We start from the raw sequence: 24,988 nt of genomic DNA, 5'->3' as shown, positions 1-24,988 counted from the left end.
AAAAAAAGAATTGTAAGGGAGTCTTTTTTTAAAATAAAAAAGAAGATAATAAAGACTCTTAAACACGTGTATCTAAATGGTTTTAGTTGAGTTGGCCTGCTATTAGAATAGACTTTTATATCTTCTATAAACAGTAAAATCGCGCAAAAAAAAATAACTTACAAAAGATATTCAGCCTAAATTTTAATGCTACAATTCAAAATTAGAATGATATATTACAGATGAAAAAATACGAGACTTTACAGGTAGATATTTCTGGAATTCTCGCCCCCTAATTCATTGTATTTTTGTTAATAGCCATGTATTTAATGCTATGGTGCTAAAGACTTATTACACTAGAGTAACCAGCCCTAGATCTAAGCTTAGAGCATATATGGTTATGGTCCGTAAATCAAATCAAAAACTTAAATAATAGTCGAAAAAACACTTGATCAACCGATCTAACAGCCAGAATTAAAAAAATTAGGTCTTTATTAATTACCGAAATATTTTTCTTCTAAATCTTTTGCCCTTATTAACACTAGATAGTCCACTTTAAACTAATCTGTTACAAAATACAAATAGAATCAATCCTGGAATCTAAAGTAAAGGGTTAAGTTTAAGGATAAGTAATTGAAGGTAATGGTAATTTTACTATCCTTTTTTACCCCCTACTGAACTTAATAACATTAAATCCAATAGGTTTGTAACTTAATAATAGCTACCATTTTACCCTGGTCATATTTTTTCATGTTTTTTTAAAAAAACTAGCCTATTAGGTATTGCATTATTTACCTAATTAAGGTTTAAAAAATATAATAACAAGTTTGCCTATACAAATATCTCTTTACCTTATGTATTGTAATGACTATTGGCTTTAATTAACCTGTAAAAAACCATTATGGAAATTAAGCCCTATGGTGCAAAAAAAATAAACCAATAAAATTAAGTAGATTCTGCTATTAATTTTATTGGCCTATAGCTTAGATAACTTTGACTAGATAAATCAGATTACTACATATATAAATAACACATAACCGATTTGTAATAAGCTAATTGCCTTTTATAGCAACTAAATCTTAAGATATCTTTAAAAATAAATGGGGATTTTAAGGTTGGAGATAGATTTTTCAAAAAAGTTTAAGGCTTTACACTCCAACTATTTTTCAGTAGAAATAAACCACAAAAGACAAGAAGTCTAAAAAGAGGTGTGGTCAAAAAACATAAAAAAGTGTCCTTTAAAGTAAAGTTGTCTTGAATCCTGTTTGTCTTAAACAAAACATGAAATCTTCTTCATTATCACACACACAATAAAGGCGAAGAGTAGCGCCATCGTGCTTTTTAAAAATTGGCTTAATACCTTTTGGTAAAGCACTACAACACTGGTCAGAACTTGTTTTACCGTATTTAGGATCTAAATCAACAGTAACTAAGATAACAAATTCGTTGTTTTTCAATTCTATGGGTAACTTCATAATTAACGGGTTATAATAGATTATAATCTCTAAATTATAAAAAAAAACACAACTTCCTAATATTTTAAAAAAAATATCAAGCAAACCTTTAAATTAACTGCAACACCAACTAATAGTTAATTCATTTTAAATCTTAAAATATTAACAATTCAACAACAAACCAGCCTATAATAATATGCTCTTTAGCATATCCAAAAAAATACAGCTAATAACCAAACAAGTAAAAGCTAAACTAGTTTTTGTATTGGAAGATCTTTTTTTAATATAATTTTTAAATTTTATTTATTTACATTTGTCCCTATAATTCAAAGTAAGCATAAATAACAATTAGAAAATGCAAAACATTCCTAGTGTTGACTTACGTGATTTCCTATCGGATGACCCGGTACGTAAACAAAAGTTTGTAAATGAAATCGGCCAAGCCTACGAAGACATCGGCTTTGTAGCATTAAAAGGACACTTTTTAGATGATCAATTAGTGGATAATCTATATAAAGAGGTTCGAAATTTCTTTAACCTTCCTTTACAGGTAAAAGAAAAGTATGAAATCCCTGGTATTGGTGGACAAAGAGGGTATGTTTCTTTTGGAAAAGAACACGCCAAAGGACGCTCAGAAGGGGATTTAAAAGAATTCTGGCATTTTGGTCAGTATGTTCAAGATAATCCTGAACTACAGGCGCAATATCCAGCCAATGTAACAGTTAATGAACTTGCAGAATTTAATCAAGTTGGTAAACAAGCATACCAAATGCTTGAAAAAACAGGTGTTTACGTTTTAAGAGCATTAGCCTTATATTTAGGATTAGATGAATTTTACTTTGATAATTTTGTCAAAAACGGTAATAGTATTCTAAGACCGATTCACTACCCTCCTATTGAAAATGAACCTAAAAATGCGGTACGAGCTGCTGCTCATGGAGACATTAACTTGATTACCTTATTAATGGGAGCTCAAGGAAAAGGTCTTCAGGTTCAAAACCACGAAGGCAATTGGATTGATGCCATTGCAAACCCTGATGAGTTAGTTATAAACGTGGGAGATATGTTGTCTAGACATTCTAACAATAAATTAAAATCGACCATTCATCAAGTGGTTAATCCACCTAAAGAATTATGGGGCACCTCAAGATATTCGATCCCGTTTTTCATGCATCCAATAAGCTCTATGCCATTAAATGTTTTAGAAAACTGTGTGGATCAGAATAATCCAAAACAATTTGATGATATTACAGCTGGTGAATTTTTACATCAAAGACTAGTAGAATTAGGGTTAATCAAATAATAAATATTTTCAATAACTCTTTATAAATGGGACTAACTAATAATTAGTCCCATTTTTAATTTTTAAAAGCCTATTAAAAGCTTTTTCAGCTTTGACATATTTCGTATATTTGAGTATAAATCCTTTAAAAAAGGACATCTTTATAATAAATTATTATGGGAAAGAAAATAAATAGTCTGGAGGACTTAGGTGGATTTGTTTTTTCAACAAATAAAGATTTTGAATTTGATAAACAGCAAGAAACACCAACACTTGATCCAAAAGATCAGCGTTTAGAAGCGCATTTAGATAAAAAAAATAAGGCAGGTAAAATCACTACAGTCATTAAAGGATTCCAAGGATCCCAAGAGGATTTAAAACAGTTAGCTAAATCGCTAAAAACTCTTTGTGGAGTTGGAGGTACTGCAAAAGAAGATCAGATTATTATACAGGGTAATTTTAGAGACAAAATAATGGATTACCTAACACAAAAAGGATATAAAGTAAAACGCGTTGGCGCATAATAAGACAAACTATGGCAATTAAATCATCTGAATTAATCTTAAATCCTGATGGTAGCATCTACCACTTGAATTTAAAACCTGAAAATATTGCAAAAGATATCATCTTTGTTGGAGATCAAAATCGAGTAGACCGAATTTCTGCACATTTCGATAGCATAGAGTGTAAAATTCAAAAACGAGAATTTAAAACTCACACTGGTGTATATAAAGGAAAGCGAATCTCGGTGATTTCAACGGGAATTGGTCCTGATAATATAGATATTGTAGTAAATGAAATAGACGCATTGTTTAATATTGATTTTCACACCAGAGAAATAAAAGATACCCTAACAAGTGTAAACATTGTACGAATTGGTACATCGGGCTCCTTACAAAGTGACATACCTGTAGATAGTTTTGTATTATCAGAATATGGACTTGGTTTAGATAATCTTATGCGTTCTTATGTTATTGATCACATTGAACAAACCCAAATCCAGCAAGCTTTTATCGATCATACAAATTGGGATCTAAAAAAAGGTAAACCATATATTATAAAAAATAGTAGTACACTACAAAAGTCACTAGAATCCGATCAAACTTTCTTGGGTATCACAGGAACAGCTGGTGGATTTTATGGTCCGCAAGGAAGGGTACTTCGTTTAGCTTTACAGGATCCAGATTTAAACTCAAAAATAGATAGTTTTACTTTTAATGGACATCGAGTTACAAATTTTGAAATGGAAACTGCTGCAATATATGGACTATGTAAATTATTAGGACATCAAGCCGTATCGTTAAATACGATAATTGCAAACAGAGCCGATGGCACATTTTCTATGGATCCATATGCCGCGGTGGATAAGTTAATAAAATATACTCTTGATAAGTTAAGTTTAATATAATTAACCAAATAAACAGATTACTAAAAATTAGTAGTCTGTTTTTTTTTTAACATTCTTGTCCCAAAAAAACAGTGCTTTTTCGTGGTTTTTTCGACGTTCTCATATTACACACAACAAACAGCGATTCTGAAACAAATAGGGCTATTTGTACCATTAAATTTCCACCCAAGACACTTTTTATGCGCAAAATTAACATTCTGATTATCATTTAGTAATATCATAATTAAGATAAACGTTATTTTTTAAACCCTTATATGGGAGATTAACCATTATAATCAAAAAAAAATACCTAAACACCAGTATTTTATCTTAAAACCTATATTTTACCACATAAATACACAACTATTGCTTTTTATTTGTTAGATATTAATAAATATACCTACATTTAGGTGCTTAAAATTTTTATTTGAAATGACAAAGGAACATTCCAATTTACAGAGGGTGAAATATGCTCCATACTTAGAGCATGTTATGACGGCTGAACAAGCAGCTGACATTATTTTTGATCAAGCAGTTGTTGGAGCCAGTGGATTTACAAAATCTGGAGACAGCAAAACTGTATTACCAGCTTTTGCAGAACTCGCCAAAAACAAAGATGTTGCTATTACCTTATTAACAGGCGCGTCATTGGGTCAAACCACAGATACGGATTTAGCAGCAAATGATGCGGTAATTCGAAGAATGCCTTTTCAAGCTGACTCCGTAATGAGAAAGGCTATAAATGAAGGAAAAATTAAATATATTGATCAACATTTAAGTGAAACTATCGATCACTTAATGCAAGGACATATTCCACCGGTAGATATTGCCGTAATAGAGGCTACATATATTAATGAACAAGGTTTTATTATTCCAACTACCTCCATTGGTAACTCGGCGTATTTCGCTAGTTCGGCAGATAAAATAATCATTGAGGTTAATTCCAGTATGCCTTTAGCTTTGGAGGGAATCCATGATAGTTGTATACCTGAGAGTTTACCTAACAAACAAACTATCAACATACTTAATTGTATGGATCGCATTGGAGAGACCTTTATTCGCATAGACCCAAGCAAGGTTGTGGCTATTGTTTTCACCGATATTCACGATTCACCAGCAATACTTCCAGAGCCCGATCAAAAGACAACTGCTATTTCACAACATTTACTAAAATTCTTTGAAAAAGAAGTTGAACAAGGTAGACTAGATTATTCATTATTACCCCTTCAGGCTGGAATAGGAAAGGTAGCCAATGCAGTATTAACTGGTTTTATCAATGGTCCGTTTAAAAACCTTACTATGTATTCTGAAGTACTACAAGATAGTACCTTTGACTTAATTGATGCCGGTAAAATGACTTTTGCCTCGGCCTCGGCATTGGCAGTGACCCAAGAGTGTTACAAAAGATTCTTAGACAATATTGACAAATACAAAGAGCATTTAATTTTAAGACCACAAAACATCTCCAATTCTGCAGAAGTGGTACGAAGATTAGGGGTTATTGCCATTAATACAGCCATTGAATTTGATATTTACGGCAATGTTAATTCTACCCATATCGGTGGTACTAAAATGATGAATGGTATCGGAGGCTCAGGAGATTTTGCAAGAAATGCCTACCTTAGTATCTTTGTAACTCAAGCTGCTTCAAAACCAGGAAATGCCATTTCACACGTCTTACCTATGGTATCCCATGTGGATCATACCGAACACGATGTGGATATATTGGTTACCGATCAAGGTCTAGCTGATTTACGTGGATTGTCCCCACGTGAGCGCGCAGAGGTAATAATAGAGAATTGCGTTCACCCGGATTACAAACAAGAAATTAGAGATTATTATCAAAGAGCCAAGGAATTATCAGGACACACTCCCCATATTTTAGAGGAAGCCTTTACTTTTCATACCCGTTTTAAACAAACCGGATCAATGAAGCCAATAAACCAACAATAGTTTAACTTCCTTGTTTAACCAAGAGCACTTCATGCTATTAATATAAACATACCCTACATGTGGTAGAATCAAGAAGTTTATTCTTGTTTTTACCACATTTTTTTTTCTGTTTTTTTTTTATTTTAAACCGTTAAATTAATCACCTGCTAAGTATTGGGCTACAAATAGCTATTTTAAGATCTTTTTTTGTGGCATACTCCCCTTTTAATAATCTTGGTTAACTTTTACTGTTGCTACAGCCTTTTTAGTATATTAGCAAAGCAATCAAAACAAAAACAAACTTAAATGAAAAAAGTAAACATTATAGGGGTACCAGAGCATTTCAACCTTCCGTGGTTAATGAGTATTAAACAAGGAGATTTTCACTCACAAGGTATTGACCTACAATGGACTGATATTCCACAAGGAACTGGTAAAATGTGTCAAATGCTACGCGATAAACAAACCGACTTGGCCATTATTCTTTCTGAGGGAATAATTACCGATATAACAAAAGACAATCCAAGTAGAATAATCCAAAAATATGTTGACTCTCCACTTATTTGGGGAATTCATGTGGCTTATGATTCCAGTTTTCAAGATAAGCAAGATTTAAAGAACAAAAGAATTGCAATTAGTCGCTACGGATCTGGATCACATCTTATGGCAATAGTTCATGCAAAACAAATGGGCTGGAATATAGAAGATTTACAGTTTGTTATCGTGGATACCCTTGAAGGGGCAATAAAGGCGTTAAATCAAAAACAGGCTGATTATTTCATGTGGGAAAAATTCATGACCCAACCCATTGTTGATCAAAAAATATTTAGACGAATTGGTCAATGCCCTACCCCATGGCCATCGTTTGTAATAGTGGCTCATACGGACTTTATTGAAAACCATCCGGATGAATTACAAACAATTTTAAAGGTAATAAACAAACAAACCAAGCAATTTAAATCCATTGCAGATATAGACAAATTACTAGCCAATACATACCAACAAAAACTACAAGATATTCAAAAATGGCTTGATTTAACTTTTTGGTCTGAGCAAAATTTAAGTATTCAAGAATTTGATAGTATTCAAAATCAAATGCATGAATTAGGTCTTATCCAAGAAAAAGTTAGCTACCAAAGTATTGTATTATAAGCCATAAGATAGATTTAAATATATATTTGTACAAGAACTAATGAATTTACCTTTGAAAGAAAATTCAAATAAATGGTATAAGCGCCTAAGGATACCTAATCCTTGGGCTAACTTACTTATCTTGTTACTAAATATACTAATTACCATCCCCATTTTTATCATTATACATCAAAACATTATAGACCCTCATTGGCCTTGGCAATTAGACCGTATCTTACTTTGTATTGCCATAATGGGTGTATTGCAGTACTTTTTACACCTATTAAAAACGATTCTACTTATCGTAATACCGGTGTATTTACTTGTCTTTTCCTGGGCAAGTATTTTTGGGGGTTATGGTTTTTCCCAAGTATCGGATGATTATAAAGTTATGATATATAACATGATTGATAGTCCAAAACCTCAAGATATCATTCTATCCAAACTCTTGCCTTTCCCCAATAAAACAAAAATTGTAAAGGCTGTTGAATATAATAATCCGTATGTTAGAAATTTCGCTCTTCTAGCAACTACAACCCATTTTAAACAAACGCCTAATTTTAGTCAAAACCGGCAATTAATTCAGAGTTTTGCTGTCTTTAAGGAAATACGTTCCAGATGGAATTATGTAAATGATCCAAAAGGGAGAGAGTATATAGCAACCGCTTCAGAGAGTTTAATCCACTTCTCAGGAGACTGTGAGGATTATTCGGTATTAATGGCCGCTTCTTTAAAAGCCATAGGAGCTACAGTGCGACTTATTCACACCAAAGGTCATATGTACCCAGAGATGCTTATTCAAAACAAAGCTCAATTAGAACAAGCAACTTATTTAATCAAAGAGGTTCTATTTACACAGGAAAGCAAAAACAAACAAATTTTCTACCATTTAGACGATAAAGGACAAATTTGGTTAAATTTAGATTACACCGCCATGTACCCTGGTGGACCTTTTATGTCCGAGGAAATATTGGGAGAATTAACATTAATATAATTCAAAGATGACTCACTTAAATCTTGCATTACTCTTTGGCGGCTTATATGGAGCACTAGGAGTTATTTGTGGTGCTTTTGGCGCACATTTACTAAAAAATAAACTTACCCCCGAGAGGTTAGAAAGCTACCTAACAGGAGTTAAATATCAGATGTATCACGCTGTTTTATTAGTGGTGTTATCTTTGTTTGAACAACTACCTTATATAAAATGGGCCATAGTGGCCCTTATAATTGGTGTGTTTTTATTTAGCTTTAGTATCTATGGTTTAGTTTTAAGTGCAACTTTTGGGAAAAAACTATCCTTTCTTGGTCCCATTACACCCCTAGGCGGACTTTGTTTGGTGGCCGGATGGATTCTTATTGTAGTAAGTTCTATATCGATGTAGATTACAAAATCCTTAATAAAAAAGACAAGTAATTATTTTTTTTACACCTTATGAACCATTTTCAAAGGTTAAAGATAGCTAATTACTTGTTTTTTATATATATTTGTAGCAACTATCAAAGACCGCTTATTTTTTAATCGAATAATTCGAAAAATTATTTCTATGAAAAAAAGCTTAATTATATTTAGCTCAACGGTCCTTTTAATGGCATGTAATACAAATCAAAACTTTCAATTAACAGCTCAAATTCAAGGAGTTGATCCTTCAACAGTTGTTTACCTAGAAAAAATAGATCCCTTAACAAATCAAGCAATCAAGATTGACTCCACTAGTATTGACTTAAACAATAAAGCAATTTTTAGTGGGCATCAAAACAATATCGATTTCGGATATGTAGCTGTCAAATACCGCGTGCATAAAGCACCTGTGATTCTCGAGGCTGGAAAAATCTTATTGCAATACGATTTAAATTCATCCAAAAATCCAGTGGCCAGTGGAACTCCATCCAATGATCAGTACCAAGACTACAAAGACAGAGTTGCTTTGTTGCAAAATCAAATTAATCAATTTACTTTAAATACCCAAGAGCAGTATTCCCAAGCCATAACTGAAAAAGATACTCAAAAGTTGGCTGATTTAAAAACTGTCTTAGTTGACCTACAAGATCAATTATCTCAATTTATTGCAAATTATCCCAAGGAAAATCCTACTTCGATAGTTAATTTGATTAATATACAGAAGATTTATAAAAATCCGAAAATCACTAAAAGCAAGCTATTAGAACATTGGGCATTGGTAAGTGATCCTTTAAAACAAACACCACTTGGAAAAGTAATTCAAAAACACCTTGACTCTTTACCCGATTCGGCTGTAGCAATCGGAAATAAGGCCCCAGATTTTCAAGCACCTACTCCTGATGGCACTATGTTTTCATTGCAACAAGGATTAGATAAAATTACCATTATAGACTTTTGGGCCGCGTGGTGTGCACCTTGTAGAATGCAAAATCCCATTTTAGTAGAGCTCTATAAAAAATACCATTCCAAAGGCCTTCAAATAATCGGGGTTTCCCTAGATAAGGACAAAGACAAATGGCTCCAAGCCATTGAACAAGATAATCTTAGTTGGCCCCAGGTGTCTAATTTACTTTATTTTAAAGACCCAATAGCTAATACTTATGAAATTAAATCAATCCCGGCTACTTTTATTGTCGATCAGAAAGGAGTAATTATAGCAAAAGATTTAACCCCAGCACAGTTAACAGCAAAATTAGCAGAGCTATTAGATTAAAACAATCCTTTTACAACTAATTTTATAAACAAGTACTACTTCGCAAGTGAAGTAGTACTTGTTTTTTTATTTTTTCTAAGTATGGACCATTAGTTATAAAAGCTTTTTTTACTTAATTTAGTGAGAAATTTACTTAAACATGAAACCACATATTTTCTTAAGTCTTATAGGCAGCTTTATCACCTGTTGTACATTGGCACAAAACACAAATTATACCATTGAAGGTAAATTGATTAATGCCCCAGAGCAAAACAAAATCTTTTTACAAGTATTAGACCCCAATACTGACCAATTTGTATCAATTGACTCGACTCTTTCCAATAAAGATCTTTTTTATTTTAACTCAACGGTAAATCAAAAAGCTTTGGCTAGTTTAACCTTAGGAGAAAATCAAAATATTTTCATCTTAGAACCAGGTAATTTAAAGGCAGAATTAGATTATAAAAACTCCTCATTAAGTAAAGTAACCGGAACCTTAGACAACCAACAATTAACAGAAATATTACTTAATCTATATACCGATAAAGTTAAGCTGGAAAACTACATGGATTTGGCCAGTAAAACCTTCGAACAGGCGGTGGAGAATTCCGATTTTAAAGTGATAGATTCCATTAAAACCGATTTTGAAACACGCTGGAATTCTTATATAGAGTTAGTTAAAACTAGCGTTAACGCCCAAATTAAAAAGCATCCTAACCAAATCAGTAGTATGTTCTTGGTTTATCTCCAGCTTCAGGGACAGTCTATGGGGCAATCCCAAGCGATGGAATTTTACCAAGGCCTTAGTCAAAGCAATAAGCAAACAAATCTAGCCCAATTAATTAAAAAATACTTAGACCAACAATACCAACAAAATATCATTGCTCAGGGTGAAAAAATGCCAAATTTTACGGCGCAATTACTTCAAGGAGACTCTTTTGAGTTGCAAGATAATTCTACCGATGTAATCCTGGTACACTTTTGGGCATCCTGGTGTGAGGCATGTAGCCACAGATTAAGTGATTTACGCGAGTTTTATGACAAAAACAAAGACAGGAACTTACAAATTATTTCGGTTTCTGTTGATTTAAACCAGCAACAACTACAGGATTATATACAAGCCAATTCGATGAATTGGAATCATGCGCTTAACAACCAGGAATTAATCGATTTATTTGGACCAACCACCATACCAACCACCTATGTTATCGACAAACAAGGTGTTATAAAATCCATCAACCACATCAGTCAAACTGACCTAGATACCATTGAAAGTTATCTGGAATAATAACTAGGTTTAAAAAAATAGTTGTTCTATGTTGTAACAATATAGACTAAAAACCGTCATATAGGGTATGAATAAAGATTTAGAAAAAGAATTTGTAATGCAATTGGATAAGAACCAAAATCTTATCCATAAAATATGTCGCTTGTATACTTGTGACGATGCATCACATAAAGATTTATTTCAAGAAATTTCTATTCAATTATGGCATGCATACCCCAAATTCAGGGGAGATTCAAAGTTTACTACTTGGGCCTACCGAGTTGGATTAAATACTGCAATATCACTTTATCGAAAACAAACCAGAGATATTCAAACCACAAGTTTAGACTTTAGCTTGCACCACTTTGAATACAAAGAATATAACAGCCAAGAGGAAGAGCAATTAAAAATGATGTACAAGGCTGTCTCGATGTTAAATGATATTGAAAAAGCCTTAGTGTTTTTATACCTAGAGGATAAAAACTACCAAGAAATATCCGATACATTAGGTATATCTCAAATAAATGCAAGGGTGAAGATGAATCGCATAAAAAGTAAATTAAAACAATTATTAAATCCCTAAAATAAGACGGCTAGATGAAGGAGTTAGATTTATTAAAAAAGCACTGGAACCAACAACAAAATTTTCCAAAGATTTCTGCACAAGAAATAACCAAGATGATACACAAAAAATCTTCTTCCATTGTTAAGTGGATTTTTGTAATTAGTATCTTAGAGTTTATTATTTTAAACATTTTCTCCCAATTAACTTGGAAAGAGGACGACTTTGGGTATATAAATAAGTCCTATTTACTTTTTATAATACAGAATATAGATATTTTTTCGGCTGTGATTTCCTGTGTTTTTATCGTATTTTTTTATTTTAATTTTAGAAAAATATCCGCCGCAGATTCCACAAAAAGATTAATGCAACAGATCATTTATACCAAAAGAACTGTAAATTATTATATTTGGATTAATATTCTTTTTTGCTGTGTTTTCTTTGTACTTATTATGTTTAGCACCCTGTCTACAAAGAATTACACGACATCCTACTATCTATTAGGAGCGGTGATTACTATTTTCACTTTGTTATTATTTGCCGGGGTAATCTGGCTTTATTATAGGGTAGTATATGGATTACTTATTAAAAAACTAATGAAAAACTATAAAGAACTAGAGAAAATAGATTTAGAGTAATTACATATTGATTAATTTAATGTAAATTGCTTGGAATTTAGTTATAAAAAAAATGACAATTACCCAATTAATTTATGCCATTGCAGTAGCTGAGCACAAGAACTTTACACTAGCTGCCGAGAAAACTTTTGTTACTCAACCTACTTTAAGTATGCAAATTCAAAAACTAGAGGAAGAACTAGGAGTAATAATATTTGATCGCAGTATAAAGCCTATTCAACTTACTCCCGTGGGTGAGATTATTATCAATCAGGCTAAAAAAATAGTTAATGAGTCCGATAGAATAAAAGATTTAATTGATCAAGAAAAAGGATTTGTAGGAGGTGTTTTTAAATTGGGAATCATACCAACGGTATCCCCTACTTTATTACCCATGTTTTTAAAAACCTTTCTAACTAAATATCCAAAGGTTAATTTAATTATAGAGGAATATACCACCGATCAAATTATCTTAAAACTACGTAAAGGTCATTTAGACGCTGCTATTGTCGCTACTCCTTTACAAGAGGATGATATAATGGAAAAAGTTTTGTACTACGAGCCCTTTGTTGGTTATATTCCAAGTAGATTCGCACAAGATTTTCCTAAAGAGATAAAACCAGAGGACTTAGATCTAAAAAACTTATTACTTCTACAAGATGGCCATTGTTTCAGAGATGGTATAATTAATATATGTAGTACCGAGATTAACAACCAGGACAGGCATTTTACCCTAGAGAGTGGAAGCTTTGAAACTTTAATTAACCTTTCAAATGAAGGATTGGGCTATACGCTTTTACCTTATTTACACACGTTAAATTTACCTAAAGATTACCAAATGAATCTGGTTCAGTTTCAAGACCCAAAACCAGCTAGAGAGATTAGTTTAATACATACCAAGGATGAATTAAAGCTACAAATTGTAACGGCATTACATCAGGTTATACTAAGTATAATCCGAGGAGCAATCGCCTTTTCAGATGTACAGATAATAAGTCCCAAAAAAAAATAAACCCTATGGGTGAATTAAAAAGAGCTGTCTACAAAAAAGATTAGCTCTTTTTAATTTTATACTATTTATGCCTATACCTTTATTTTTAGCATAAGTCCCTTTTTATAACCTAAGGCTAAACTAGCACTAGCCTTTTTACACCCCCCGCGCTCTACACTTATTCTACCTCTAGCTATGACAGGTTTATTCTAAGTGCCATTTTTTTTAATAAACTCAGAAACCACAGAATCGTATCACATAGGTATTATACAAGTAAAGTATATAATATTTTAATACACATATTGCTTTTTTAATATAATTTCAAATTACTAAATAAATAATTTTAAGAAATTATTTGTTTTTATGTTTTACTGTTCTATATTTGTAGAACAACAACTATATTTATAGATATGAATATAACGCGATTAGTATTTTTCATCTTATTCTTAATTGTTTTACAAGGCTGTAAAATCAATCAAAAGCAAGGTGTAGATAAAATTGGTAAATGGATCTATAAAACACAAGTCCACGACACGCTCTTTGAGCTAGTAAAAGGTAGGTATTCTAAAGATGGCTTTCAAAAAGGAACTTGGAAAACCAAATGGAATGGAAAACTATATAAAAAAGAGAAAATAAAACAGTCCGATATGCTTATCACCTATTATTATCCCAATAGAAAAATAGCACAAAAAGGAAAAGCCAAAATAGTTTACACCTTAGAATCTACTCACTTCTATTACCACGGCAATTGGATTAGTTATGATACCCTAGGGAGAATCAATCAAATAAAGAACTTTAAATACGGAAAATTAACCCATCTAAAAAATATAAAACATGATTAAATTACCTTTAAGTGAAGAGCAATTAATGCAATATATCTGGGATAACCCAAATTGTTTTGCAAAAGATCTATTGGAGCTATATCCAGAGCCTAAGCCAGCACAAACCACCTTGGCTACTTTGCTTAAGCGTTTATCTGAAAAAGAATTTATTGATTACAAAACCTATGGCAATTCAAGGTGTTACTTCCCTGTTGTAAATAAAGAAGCCTATTTTGAATCTCATTTAAATACGATGGTCAAACAACACTTTAATAACTCAGCTTTAAGTTTCGCGTCTTTTTTTACAAAAAAAAGTAAAATGAGTAAAAGTGAATTACAAGAATTAAAAAAATTAGTAGAACAACAATTAAACAAGTAATAACCATGATTCTATATCTTTTCAAATCATGCCTGTTATTGGCTTTGGGATTATTTATGTATAAATTTGTTTTAGAGAATACAAAGTTACATCATTTTAAGCGCTTCTATTTGTTGATCGTTTTAATTCTAAGTGTACTCTTACCTGTATTTTCTTTTATAAACCTGCCGTATATCCAAGCTAATAATCTACAAGATATCTATCTCCCAGAGCTTGTAATTCAACAAAAAATAGCTCCTGTCTGGCAAAGTAGTTTTCAAAATAATCAACTAATATTCTTAGGCATATATATAAGCGGATTTACCATATCGTTAGTCTACTTTCTTTATCAATTATCGGACTATAGAAAACTAAAAAAAAGCGCCACTATTGTCCATAAACACGGCTATAGGTTTGCTTTTAGTCCCTTGATAAATCAAACCTTTTGCTTTTACAATACGATTTACTGCCCAATGAGTATCTCTTTTGAGAATGACAAGGAAATTATCTTTCATGAAATGGTACATATACAACAAAAGCATACGTTGGATATTTTACTACAACAAGTACTTCAAATATTATTTTGGTTCAATCCATTCATTTATTTATACAAAAACCCCATGATGCTGAATCACGAATTTTTAGCCGATGCACCTTTTACAAAGGTAAAAAGCGCCCAGTATAAATATTTACAAATTCTATTAAATAATACTATTATCTCAAACACCCAGGCCTTAAGTAGCCCTTTTAATTTTAAACAAACCAAAAAAAGATTTATTATGATTACGAAAACAAACAATCCGAAAAGCAATTTTCTACGTGTAGTTTTAGCCAGTGTTGTAATGCTTTTCACCGGCAGTTATACCCTTATTGCTCAAAGTGCAATAAATCAAGAAAACTATCAAAACACAGATCCTGTTTATCAAGCAGTTGATAATCAAGCGCAATACCCTGGGGGAATGCAAGCCTTTAACCAAACATTTATAACAAATTTCCAAACCCCTAAAACAGATGTGGATAGTTATAAATTAGTAATCTCATTTGTGGTTAACAAAGATGGTAATTTATCGGATTACCAGGTTGTAAAAGAGCAAATACCAGGTACAGGTCAATTGGCCATTGAGACCTTAAAACAAATGCCGAGTTGGATTCCTGGAACACATAAGGGAGAGGTGGTAAGAAGTCAATTTTATCTACCTATAACCATTAACCAAGTGCAATAGAGTTATTGACTTTTTAATAGTCCTGGTGAATCTACCCTAGAATCACTAGGACTATTTTCTTTTAATCTACTAATCTTTTTTGATATTTTCTCTAAGTAGCTCACTTGGCGAATAGCCATAATAATTTTTAAAAGCCGTGGAGAAATGTCGCGGATTTTGATAACCTACTAAAAAAGCTACCTCATTTATATTACTGGTATTACTTTGTAATAACTCCTTGGCCTTGTTCATTTTTTTTTGATTCCAATATTGAAATACAGTTGTATCATACTGCTGTTTAAAGACTTTTTTTAAAGTATACTCATTACTACCAACCATGGTTGCTAACTGTCTTAAAGTGGCCTTAGAATCCAAATTGGAATCAATAAATTCTTTAACCTTTATCACTTTTTTTGCTTGACTCGAACTTAGATTCAAAATACGCGACTCATTGAACTGCTCTAACTGAAGTAATAACAACTGAGTTATTTTTGCCTTTAAATACAGTTTTTTAAAAATCCCTTGCCGATTACAAGTAATTATCTGCTTTATAAGGCTAAGCATTTTGGCACTAATGGGATAGTTTCTAGATACAAAACTAGTAAAACGCTGCTGGGAGATAGCCTGTAAAAAATTATGGTCCAACTTATTGCCTGGATCCAAATATTCCAAAAAATAACTTGGATTAAACTTAATTTCAAAAAAAGAAAAATCTCCCACGGTATGCCTGTAAGTCGAATCTACCTTTTTACTATATAAGATATTATGGGTATTGTCGGTAAAATCAAATAAAAGATGTTTCATCCCAGAATTACAATAAGCCTGGGCCTGGCCTTTTAAGGTAAAGTGCATTTCTATATTTTCCACATTACTGGTATAAAAAAATTCATTTTCAGCCTTAGCCTTTATATCTCCAAAGCCAATATGAATTCCATCTAAAAAAATTTCTCTGTATATACCTTTTGTATTTAAATGATCGATCAAACTGGTATTCTCTTTCACATAAATTCCTCCACCCAAATTGGCCAAAGTATTTGCTTTCTCAAATATAGGCTTGGGTAAATCGGGATGGTATAAAGATACTTTCATAACTAAAATAAATTAAAATATTCCCTATGTCGGAGTTTTGTTTCCTTGTAGCGGAGTCCTTGTTAGGTATTAGCGATTAGATTTGCAAATATAAGTATTTAGACTGAATCTAAATTACAAAGATAATATATAAACTTAAAAACTACTGCCTATGTAAAACTAAAATTAAATAAAGCAAGGAAGGTGTTTTCAAAAACATCTTAATTACTAGCACAATATTACAAATGTGTAACAAAAATCAACTGTTGCGATTCGACAAGCATTACAAGTTAAGTAAGTAAAAAATATAAAGCCAAGCAGATGGAGTTGTTTTCCCGGGATCAGCTTAATTTAAAAGAGTGTGAAAATTAGCATGATATAAAATAATACCAGACGCATAGACCTTTTTTTACTTAAAATAGGCATCTAGTTAATAGGAAATTTACTAATTATAAAACCGATTTTGCCCTAGGAAATTATCTTAGTCTAATTACCCTAAGACAAGCTGCCTATTTCTTTTCTAAAAATCATAATCCACCATGTTGGACCCCTTGATCTTAGCGCAACTAAAACAGTTATACATTTGTAATTTGTTTTAATGCAAGTTGTTAAAAAAGATAAGTCATAATTGGTTTTTTAAAAATATAGCCTGTATTTTATTGTGCTTTTGCTTTGATTAAAACCTCTTTGTTGCTAAAAAATACCCTTTACCAATAAAAACATTTTTTTTCTTACAAGCCCATAGACTCTCCCTTATTTAAAATCTAAAAACATACCCTACAAATAAATCTTATCTAAAGGTTATTCAGACTTGTAAAAGTAGCCCCAGGGAATTAATTACTTTGAATATTTACTAGCAATTAACTACGAATTGTAAGGGTATCTTATTGACATTTTTCTTTAGTTTACTCCAAAAAAAAAGGGAACATTACTGCTCCCTTTTCTTTGCATAAGTAATTAAAACTTATTATTTCAAATCTTCTTTATCCTTAACCACCAAACGGAATCCTTCTCCGTGGATGTTTAAGATTTCAACACTTTCGTCTTGTTTTAAATACTTTCTTAGTTTGGCAATATAAACATCCATACTACGAGATGTAAAATAATTGTCATCTCTCCAAATTTTTGTTAAAGCCACCTCACGAGGCATTAAGTCATTCTCGTAAATGGCCAACATTTTTAATAACTCGTTTTCTTTTGGTGAAAGTTTAATTGGCTCATCGTTCTCAAAAGTTAAGAATCTTAATTTCGAATTTAAATGGAATTTTCCTATTTGGAACTCGAATTTAGTATTATCGGTTTTAACCTCTGATGATTTTCTGTGAATTATAGCTTTAATTTTCATTAAAAGAACTTCTGAATCAAAAGGTTTGTTTAAATAGTCGTCGGCTCCAACTTTATATCCCTTTAATACGTCTTCTTTCATCGATTTGGCTGTTAAAAAGATGATAGGAACTTCCTTATTTTTATCACGAATTTCCTTGGCTAGAGTAAATCCATCTTTATAAGGCATCATAACATCTAAAATACATAGGTTATATGTATCACGCTTGAATTTCTCAAAGCCCTCCATACCATTTTTAGCTAATGTTACATCAAAATCATTAATGGCTAAATAATCTTTTAAAATTGCTCCAAAATTTGGATCATCCTCAACTAATAGAATCTTTTTGTTGTTTGTTGTTTCCATGTTTATTTAAAATTAATTTATTAATGGCATTTTTATAATAAAGGTACTACCCTTACCTTTCTCACTCTCGACATATACCTGAGAATTTAGTACCTCAACAATTTGCTGTACGTAAGCCAGGCCTAAACCATGTCCTTTTACATTGTGTAGATCACCGGTATGTTCTCGGTAGAATTTATCAAAAATACGCTTTTGGGCATTTTTGCTCATTCCTACTCCATTGTCTTTTATTTTTATTAAAATAAAATCTTTTACATTCTCAGTGCTTACCTCAATAACAGGTTTGTCTTGTGAGTATTTAATTGCATTGTCTAGCATATTAACCAACACACTGGTTAAGTGAAAATTATTCCCCAATACATCGGTACGACGTGCATCTAAGTTCATATCTATTTCCCCTTGCCTATCTTGTATGATTAATCCCACATGATCTACTGCATTTTCAATAATTTCATGTACATCAACAGGTTCCTTCTCTACATCAAACTCTCTTCGTTCTAGTTTAGAAATTTGAAGTACGTTTTCAACCTGGGCATGCATTCGTTTGTTTTCCTCGCGAATCATCTTTAAATACCTATCCACTTTTTGGGGGTCACCAATCACTTTTGGATTTTTTATGGCATCTAAAGCCAAATTAATCGTTGCAATAGGTGTCTTAAACTCATGAGTCATATTGTTGATAAAATCCGTTTTAATCTCCGATATGGCTTTTTGAGTAATTAATTGATTAATAGCACTTAGATAAGCTGCTATAATAACCACCGTAAATAAGATAGATAAGAAAGTAATTCCGATTAAAGAAGAAAATAAATATTTACTTTTCTCGGGAAAAGTAACATACAATTGATATTTACTTTTACCTTGGTTGTCCATTAAAATGGGTACCCCGTAAGAAGAACCTTCTTGGTAAACAAAATCTGCTGACTTTATCTTGGTGGCTAAACCTTTATTGTAGACACCGAACTCAAATTTAGCATTTACCCCGTATTGCAACAACTCATTTTCTAAGAGTTCTTGTAACATCTCACTAGAGATACGTTCGTCTATGCTTCGCAGTGCTACAATATCTTTAAAGTAAATCTCAAATTGAGCTTTATCTAATATGTCTAAATTTCCACTTGCTTCCGTAACTTCATCTGGATAGTTTTGTTGTAAAGAGCTTTGATCAAAGCTATCTCCTTTATAAATCTCTGTTTTTCGCTTAGAAACTAGATTTTTTATCTTTAAACTATCCGAAGCTTTTTTGTCAAAAAGCGAACTCTTAATATTATAATCCTCTAAAATAAGAGTGTTAGAATAAAAAACTTGCTCATTGGTAGCAGGATTGCGCTCTACAATTAAGTATTGCTTTAATTCACTTTGCTTAGGAGCTGTTCCAATACTGTCTTTTAATTCGTTATAGAGTTTGTAAAACTCCGTGGCTTCATTTTGTTGAATGGTATTGGCCACATTTCCAATTACTTGTTGGACATGGTACTTAAACTGCTCTTCGTTATTATTATAGGAACTGATAATCCAATATAGTTGTACAACTATAATACCTATCAATGAGAAGCTCATGATAGTTACCAATAAACGAAACTTAATCTTATTCATCAAACATCAAAATTAACATTAAAATATTTATCTAATATACCAATTAACATAAAATTAACCTATCAAAATGAATCTTTTTCAAATTTAATACGATTTACAATGCATTTTACTTGCTCTTTTACTAATTCCATATCAATATTCTCAATAACATAGTCACTTAAGGGTATTTTTACCACATCTTTAAGTTGATTACTTATAATTTGTCGAATATTGTCACTCGATGCATTATCCCTTTGCATAACCCTTTGAATACGCACTTGTTCGGGAGCAGTTACAAGAATAACAAAATCACAATCTTTATGTAATTCTTTTTCAAATAAAATAGCAGACTCCTTAATTACAAAATCTTTGTCTTTGTGTTTTTGTAGCCAAACACAGAAATCATTTTTAACCAAAGGGTGTACTATATTGTTTAGTTTTTCTAAAATTTGTTTGTCTTTAAAGACAAGTTCTCTTAAAATTCCTCGGTCTAATTGATTGTCTTTAGTTAACACATTTTGATCGAATAATTCCTGTATCTCAGCAACTACCTCTGGTCTTTGCATAATGTGCTTTGCCGCGAGGTCACTAATGTATATAGGCACACCATGCTGCTGAAAAAGCTTTGCTATAGTTGTTTTCCCGCTTCCGATACCACCTGTTAAACCTGCAATTTTTGTCATCTTTATTTTATTTAAAAAACATCTCTGGCAGGGCCGCCTCTGGAACTTGTTTTAATACAAAAATTCTAAAATACGACTTAATAAAGCCGGTCCCATATCCATAGAATTGAACCAATGTAGCCCACAAAGATAACGCTCCAATTTTTAAATTATTTTCTTTTAAACTAGCGCTTATAAAAATAAGTAGTAAATATACACCATAACACCAGATTCCAAAGTAATATCCAAATAATCCACCTATAATACTAAGAGCTAAGCCAAAAATAAATAAAAACGGAAACCAATATGTTATTTTTTTATAATCTGGATAACGTTTGTTTAAAATTGGTCTGGCTTTCCCAAATTTATTTACTTGGATAAAAAACTTCTTCCAATCAATTCTTCTTTTATGATACACATAGGCCTTTGGTAAAAGCTTTGACTCATATCCCAATTCCCATAACCGTATGGCTAAATCAGGGTCCTCTCCTGGGTGAATTTTACCAAAGCCATTACTATGTAGAAAAGCTTTTTTAGAAATGCCCATATTAAAACTTCTTGGTTGAAATTTGCCAACCACCTGAGAGCTCCCTCGTATTCCTCCTGTTGTCAACACACTGGTCATAGCAAAGTTAATTGCCTTTTGTATATCACTAAAATTATCTAAAGCTGCATCGGGGCCTCCAAAAAAATCCACGTAATTTTTTTCTAAATAATTCCTAACCTGTGTTAAATACCCCGGGGGAATTATGCAGTCCGAATCTAAAATTATAAAATAATCTCCTTTGGCTCTTTTCATACCATAATTTCTAGAATCCCCTGGTCCAGAATTGGCTTTATAATAATAACTGATTTGTAAAAGATCTTTATACTTTTGTACAACCTGTTGTGAGTCTATAGTTGAACCGTCCTCTATAATAACTACCTCAAAACTCCCAGGGGAATCTAACTTGGTTAAACTCTCTAGGAGTTCATCCACCTCCTGGGGTCTGTTGTAAACCGGAACAATAAACGAATAATACATTTTTGTTTTTTTATAATACGTCAACAAAAATATCGTTAAGTATTGTAATACGGAAATACATTACTATATTTATCTGTATTTCTTTTATCAGATATTACAAAAAAATAATAAATAAGAAAACTAAAACAAGTATGAACAAAATAAACATTCTATGGGTAGATGATGAAATTGATTTACTAAAACCCCATATATTATTCTTAGAAAAGAAAAATTACCTTGTAACTACTTGTACCAATGGGCAAGATGCTATTGAGTTTTTTAAAAACACGCCTTTTGATATTGTTTTTCTAGATGAAAACATGCCCGGTTTATCAGGTCTAGAAACCCTAGCTGAGATTAAAGCAATTCAAAGCAATGTACCCATTATCATGATTACTAAAAGCGAAGAAGAGTTAATCATGGAAGAGGCCATTGGAGCTAAGATTTCGGACTATTTAATAAAACCTGTGAATCCACATCAGATTTTACTGTCTTTGAAAAAAAACCTAGACGACTCAAGGCTAATTAGTGAAAAATCAACCCTTAGTTATCAAAAGGAATTTAGAAATATATCTTTAGACCTAATGGAGGCTAAAACCTATCAGGACTGGATTGCTATTTACAAAAAGCTCTTGTATTGGGAATCCAAACTAGAGAATATAGAGGATCAAAACCTGATTGATATCCTTGAAGGACAACGTACCCAGGCCAATAATGTCTTTGGTAAATTTATTGAAAAAAATTATGAATATTGGATAAACACACCCGATGATTCGCCTATATTATCCCACCAGATATTTCGAAAATGGGTAGCCCCAGAGTTAAAAAAACCAGATTCCAAAACCTTATTTATAGTAATAGATAACTTAAGATACGATCAGTGGCGAGCATTTGAACCCATTGTAAATAATCACTATAAAGTCGAATCAGAGTTTAGCTTTTTTTCCATTTTACCTTCTGCTACCCAATATGCTAGAAATGCCATTTTCTCAGGATTAACACCCTTACAAATGAGCCAACAATATCCACAATATTGGAAAAATGACACCGATGAAGGAGGGAAAAATTTATTTGAAAATGAGTTTTTACAAGAACAATTAAAAAGATTGCGTTTAGATATAAAAAATGAATATTATAAAATAACCAATCATAAAGAAGGTAAAAAGCTTGCCGAGACAATTAAAAATTTGAAAAACAATAAATTAATCACTATTGTATATAATTTTGTAGATATGCTCTCCCATGCTAAAACAGAAATGGAAGTTATCAAAGAACTTGCCTCCAATGATAAGGCATATCGTTCTTTAACTTTAAGTTGGTTTAAAAACTCCCCTTTATTAGAGATTATACAACAAGCCCAGCAAGCCGGATATAAGTTAATTATAACCACAGACCACGGTACCATAAATTGTAAGAATCCCTCTAAGGTTATTGGGGATAAAAACACTAGTTTAAACCTTCGTTATAAAACAGGTAAATCTCTTTCTTATGATTCCAAGGATGTTTATGCGGTAAAGAAACCTAAAAACATTGCCCTACCTAGTATTAATTTAAGTAGTTCTTATATTTTTGCAAAAAGCGATTACTTTCTAGCCTATCAGAATAATTTTAATTATTATGCGGCATATTACAAAAACACCTATCAACATGGAGGTATTTCATTAGAGGAGTTAATCGTACCGTTTATTATACTAAATCCAAAATAAAATGGAAGTTATTTTTTCGTTAGATCAAATTCAACAAGTAGCCCAAGAGGTGCTAAAAAACGCAGAACATAAAATTATCTTGTTTCAAGCTCCTATGGGAAGTGGAAAAACAACACTTATAAAACAACTAGCTAAAGAGTTAAATATAATTGATTTAACAAGCAGCCCAACCTTTTCAATTGTTAATCAGTATCAAAGTAAAGATAATAAAAACACAGTATATCATTTTGATTTATACCGTATTGAAGACGAAGAACAGGCCTATGATATGGGCATGGAGGAATACTTAGATTCAGGAGATTACTGTTTTATCGAATGGCCAGAGAACACTCCTAATATCATACCTTTAGAGCACACCTTGGTACAAATAGAAATATTACCCGATTCTAAGCGAAAACTTAATTTAATTAATAAATAATCCCCTATTTTTTATGGCCATAACCACACCTTTTTCAAAACACGAGTTAATTCCGCAAGAAGAGCGTCTTTTTATGCCTTTAACTAAAAGTGAATTATTTATCGGGGTGATCAAAGAAGATATCCAAATAGAACGTAGAGTTTGTATTACCCCAGAGGCTGTACAGACTTTATGCTCTTATGGTCACCGAGTATTGATAGAAAAAGGTGCGGGGCTCGCAGCTAGTTATACCGACTTAGAATACAGTAGAGCCGGAGCAGAGATAACCCAAGATTTAAAAAAAATCTATTCCTGCCCGATTATTATAAAAGTGACACCTCCTACCTTAGAGCAAATCCGACTTATGAGTCCTTATGCTACTGTTTGGTCTACCATTCAATTAAAAACCCTGGATGTTAAATACTTTGAGGCTTTAGCTAAGAAAAAAATATCAGCCATAGCCATTGATTACATCCAAGATAAAAGTGGCTCTTATCCAACAGCTAGCTCTCTTAGTGAAATAGCTGGGATTTCCAGCATACTAATAGCCTCAGAACTAATGACAACAACCAATCAAGGAAAAGGCCTTTTATTTGGAAATATTACCGGAGTCCTACCCCCTGAGGTGGTTATATTAGGAGCAGGAATTGTAGCGGAGTTTGCAGCGAGAACTGCATTGGGATTAGGAGCGAATGTCAAGGTTTTTGACAATTCACTTTCTAAATTAAAACGTCTGCAAAACAATCTACCCCGATTAATTTCAACTAGTAGCATACAAGAAAAAACCCTTTTAAAAGCTTTGATGCGTTGCGATGTAGCCATTGGAGCAATCCGAGGCAAGAATCGCTCTCCTATTGTAGTTACCCAAACCATGGTGGAGAATATGAAACAAGGAGCCGTGATTATCGATGTTGCAATTGACAACGGGGGGTGTTTTGAAACCTCTGAGTTAACCACTCATGAAAAACCAACTATAATAAAAAACGGAGTAATACACTACGGAGTACCAAATATTACCTCGAGATATAGCAAAACTGCCTCTATGGCCTTAAGTAATATTATAACCCCACTTTTATTAGATTATAGTGAAAATGGAAGTCTACAAGGAGCCGTAAATCACCATACAATAACAAAAACTGGCATCTACCTTTACAAGGGGTTTGTAACCAATAAAAGTGTGGCAAAGTGGTTTAATTTAGACTACAAAGACATCATGCTTTTTAGCTTTTAAAATTTTGATAAATAACTAGCTT

General features: G+C 32.2%; 24 protein-coding genes. 18 read left to right on the top strand and 6 right to left on the bottom strand.

The window, feature by feature from the left end; all coding sequences use genetic code 11:
• Window positions 1-1,217: 1,217 nt before the first annotated feature.
• Window positions 1,218-1,454 carry a hypothetical protein gene (locus tag ACYSNV_RS09055; protein WP_461762249.1) on the bottom strand — a complete coding sequence of 79 codons (237 nt, stop codon included), beginning with the start codon at window positions 1,452-1,454 and terminating at the stop codon, window positions 1,218-1,220.
• Between the two features lie 334 nt (window positions 1,455-1,788).
• Between ACYSNV_RS09055 and ACYSNV_RS09050 the strand changes: the two genes are divergently transcribed.
• From ACYSNV_RS09050 to ACYSNV_RS08980, 15 genes are all read left to right on the top strand, one after another.
• Window positions 1,789-2,736 carry an isopenicillin N synthase family dioxygenase gene (locus tag ACYSNV_RS09050; RefSeq protein ID WP_461762248.1) on the top strand — a complete coding sequence of 316 codons (948 nt, stop codon included), beginning with the start codon at window positions 1,789-1,791 and terminating at the stop codon, window positions 2,734-2,736.
• 155 nt (window positions 2,737-2,891) lie between these two features.
• Complete coding sequence (locus ACYSNV_RS09045; protein WP_461762247.1) at window positions 2,892-3,239, top strand: translation initiation factor; 348 nt, start codon at window positions 2,892-2,894, stop codon at window positions 3,237-3,239.
• An 11-nt stretch (window positions 3,240-3,250) separates the two neighbouring features.
• Entirely contained in the window at window positions 3,251-4,123 is an 873-nt protein-coding gene (locus tag ACYSNV_RS09040) for a nucleoside phosphorylase (RefSeq protein WP_461762246.1), read from the top strand.
• Between the two features lie 411 nt (window positions 4,124-4,534).
• Window positions 4,535-6,055, top strand: coding sequence for a succinate CoA transferase (locus ACYSNV_RS09035; protein WP_461762245.1), 1,521 nt, complete (start codon window positions 4,535-4,537; stop codon window positions 6,053-6,055).
• Between the two features lie 285 nt (window positions 6,056-6,340).
• Complete coding sequence (locus tag ACYSNV_RS09030; protein ID WP_461762244.1) at window positions 6,341-7,186, top strand: substrate-binding domain-containing protein; 846 nt, start codon at window positions 6,341-6,343, stop codon at window positions 7,184-7,186.
• Between the two features lie 40 nt (window positions 7,187-7,226).
• Window positions 7,227-8,159: a transglutaminase domain-containing protein gene (locus tag ACYSNV_RS09025; protein WP_461762243.1), complete on the top strand. Its 933-nt coding sequence runs from the start codon at window positions 7,227-7,229 to the stop codon at window positions 8,157-8,159.
• Between the two features lie 7 nt (window positions 8,160-8,166).
• Complete coding sequence (locus ACYSNV_RS09020) at window positions 8,167-8,547, top strand: DUF423 domain-containing protein (protein WP_461762242.1); 381 nt, start codon at window positions 8,167-8,169, stop codon at window positions 8,545-8,547.
• Between the two features lie 162 nt (window positions 8,548-8,709).
• Complete coding sequence (locus ACYSNV_RS09015; RefSeq protein ID WP_461762241.1) at window positions 8,710-9,837, top strand: redoxin domain-containing protein; 1,128 nt, start codon at window positions 8,710-8,712, stop codon at window positions 9,835-9,837.
• A 139-nt stretch (window positions 9,838-9,976) separates the two neighbouring features.
• Window positions 9,977-11,104 carry a redoxin domain-containing protein gene (locus ACYSNV_RS09010; RefSeq protein WP_461762240.1) on the top strand — a complete coding sequence of 376 codons (1,128 nt, stop codon included), beginning with the start codon at window positions 9,977-9,979 and terminating at the stop codon, window positions 11,102-11,104.
• A 67-nt stretch (window positions 11,105-11,171) separates the two neighbouring features.
• The gene (locus ACYSNV_RS09005) at window positions 11,172-11,666 is read left to right on the top strand and encodes an RNA polymerase sigma factor (RefSeq protein ID WP_461762239.1); all 495 of its coding nucleotides are present in this window, start codon (window positions 11,172-11,174) and stop codon (window positions 11,664-11,666) included.
• Between the two features lie 14 nt (window positions 11,667-11,680).
• Complete coding sequence (locus ACYSNV_RS09000; protein ID WP_461762238.1) at window positions 11,681-12,283, top strand: hypothetical protein; 603 nt, start codon at window positions 11,681-11,683, stop codon at window positions 12,281-12,283.
• Window positions 12,284-12,335: 52 nt separating this feature from the next.
• The gene (locus ACYSNV_RS08995) at window positions 12,336-13,274 is read left to right on the top strand and encodes a LysR family transcriptional regulator (RefSeq protein ID WP_461762237.1); all 939 of its coding nucleotides are present in this window, start codon (window positions 12,336-12,338) and stop codon (window positions 13,272-13,274) included.
• Between the two features lie 389 nt (window positions 13,275-13,663).
• Entirely contained in the window at window positions 13,664-14,095 is a 432-nt protein-coding gene (locus ACYSNV_RS08990; RefSeq protein WP_461762236.1) for a hypothetical protein, read from the top strand.
• Window positions 14,088-14,453: a BlaI/MecI/CopY family transcriptional regulator gene (locus tag ACYSNV_RS08985; protein WP_461762235.1), complete on the top strand. Its 366-nt coding sequence runs from the start codon at window positions 14,088-14,090 to the stop codon at window positions 14,451-14,453. Before ACYSNV_RS08990 ends, ACYSNV_RS08985 begins: the two co-directional genes overlap by 8 nt.
• A gap of 56 nt (window positions 14,454-14,509) precedes the next feature.
• Window positions 14,510-15,655 carry a M56 family metallopeptidase gene (locus ACYSNV_RS08980; RefSeq protein WP_461762234.1) on the top strand — a complete coding sequence of 382 codons (1,146 nt, stop codon included), beginning with the start codon at window positions 14,510-14,512 and terminating at the stop codon, window positions 15,653-15,655.
• A gap of 69 nt (window positions 15,656-15,724) precedes the next feature.
• Here ACYSNV_RS08980 and ACYSNV_RS08975 read toward each other — a convergent pair whose 3' ends face one another.
• From ACYSNV_RS08975 to ACYSNV_RS08955, 5 genes are all read right to left on the bottom strand, one after another.
• On the bottom strand, window positions 15,725-16,723 hold the full coding sequence (locus ACYSNV_RS08975; RefSeq protein WP_461762233.1) for a helix-turn-helix domain-containing protein: 999 nt from the start codon (window positions 16,721-16,723) through the stop codon (window positions 15,725-15,727).
• Between the two features lie 946 nt (window positions 16,724-17,669).
• A complete protein-coding gene (locus tag ACYSNV_RS08970; RefSeq protein ID WP_461762232.1) occupies window positions 17,670-18,392 on the bottom strand; it encodes a response regulator transcription factor in 723 nt (240 codons plus the stop codon).
• A gap of 12 nt (window positions 18,393-18,404) precedes the next feature.
• Entirely contained in the window at window positions 18,405-19,988 is a 1,584-nt protein-coding gene (locus ACYSNV_RS08965; protein ID WP_461762231.1) for a sensor histidine kinase, read from the bottom strand.
• Window positions 19,989-20,050: 62 nt separating this feature from the next.
• Window positions 20,051-20,650 (bottom strand): dephospho-CoA kinase, encoded by a 600-nt coding sequence (gene coaE, locus ACYSNV_RS08960; RefSeq protein WP_461762230.1) that lies wholly within the window; start codon window positions 20,648-20,650, stop codon window positions 20,051-20,053.
• 7 nt (window positions 20,651-20,657) lie between these two features.
• Window positions 20,658-21,653 carry a glycosyltransferase family 2 protein gene (locus tag ACYSNV_RS08955; protein ID WP_461762229.1) on the bottom strand — a complete coding sequence of 332 codons (996 nt, stop codon included), beginning with the start codon at window positions 21,651-21,653 and terminating at the stop codon, window positions 20,658-20,660.
• 131 nt (window positions 21,654-21,784) lie between these two features.
• Between ACYSNV_RS08955 and porX the strand changes: the two genes are divergently transcribed.
• The 3 genes from porX to ACYSNV_RS08940 are packed head-to-tail and all read left to right on the top strand — an operon-like array spanning window position 21,785 to window position 24,966.
• The gene (gene porX / locus ACYSNV_RS08950; protein WP_461762228.1) at window positions 21,785-23,338 is read left to right on the top strand and encodes a T9SS response regulator signal transducer PorX; all 1,554 of its coding nucleotides are present in this window, start codon (window positions 21,785-21,787) and stop codon (window positions 23,336-23,338) included.
• A gap of 1 nt (window position 23,339) precedes the next feature.
• Window positions 23,340-23,756: a tRNA (adenosine(37)-N6)-threonylcarbamoyltransferase complex ATPase subunit type 1 TsaE gene (gene tsaE, locus ACYSNV_RS08945; protein ID WP_461762227.1), complete on the top strand. Its 417-nt coding sequence runs from the start codon at window positions 23,340-23,342 to the stop codon at window positions 23,754-23,756.
• Window positions 23,757-23,769: 13 nt separating this feature from the next.
• Window positions 23,770-24,966 (top strand): alanine dehydrogenase, encoded by a 1,197-nt coding sequence (locus ACYSNV_RS08940; protein ID WP_461762226.1) that lies wholly within the window; start codon window positions 23,770-23,772, stop codon window positions 24,964-24,966.
• Window positions 24,967-24,988: the final 22 nt, after the last annotated feature.

The sequence above is a fragment of the Myroides sp. LJL119 genome, assembly GCF_054871605.1.
This window is presented reverse-complemented; position numbering and strand designations above follow the sequence as displayed.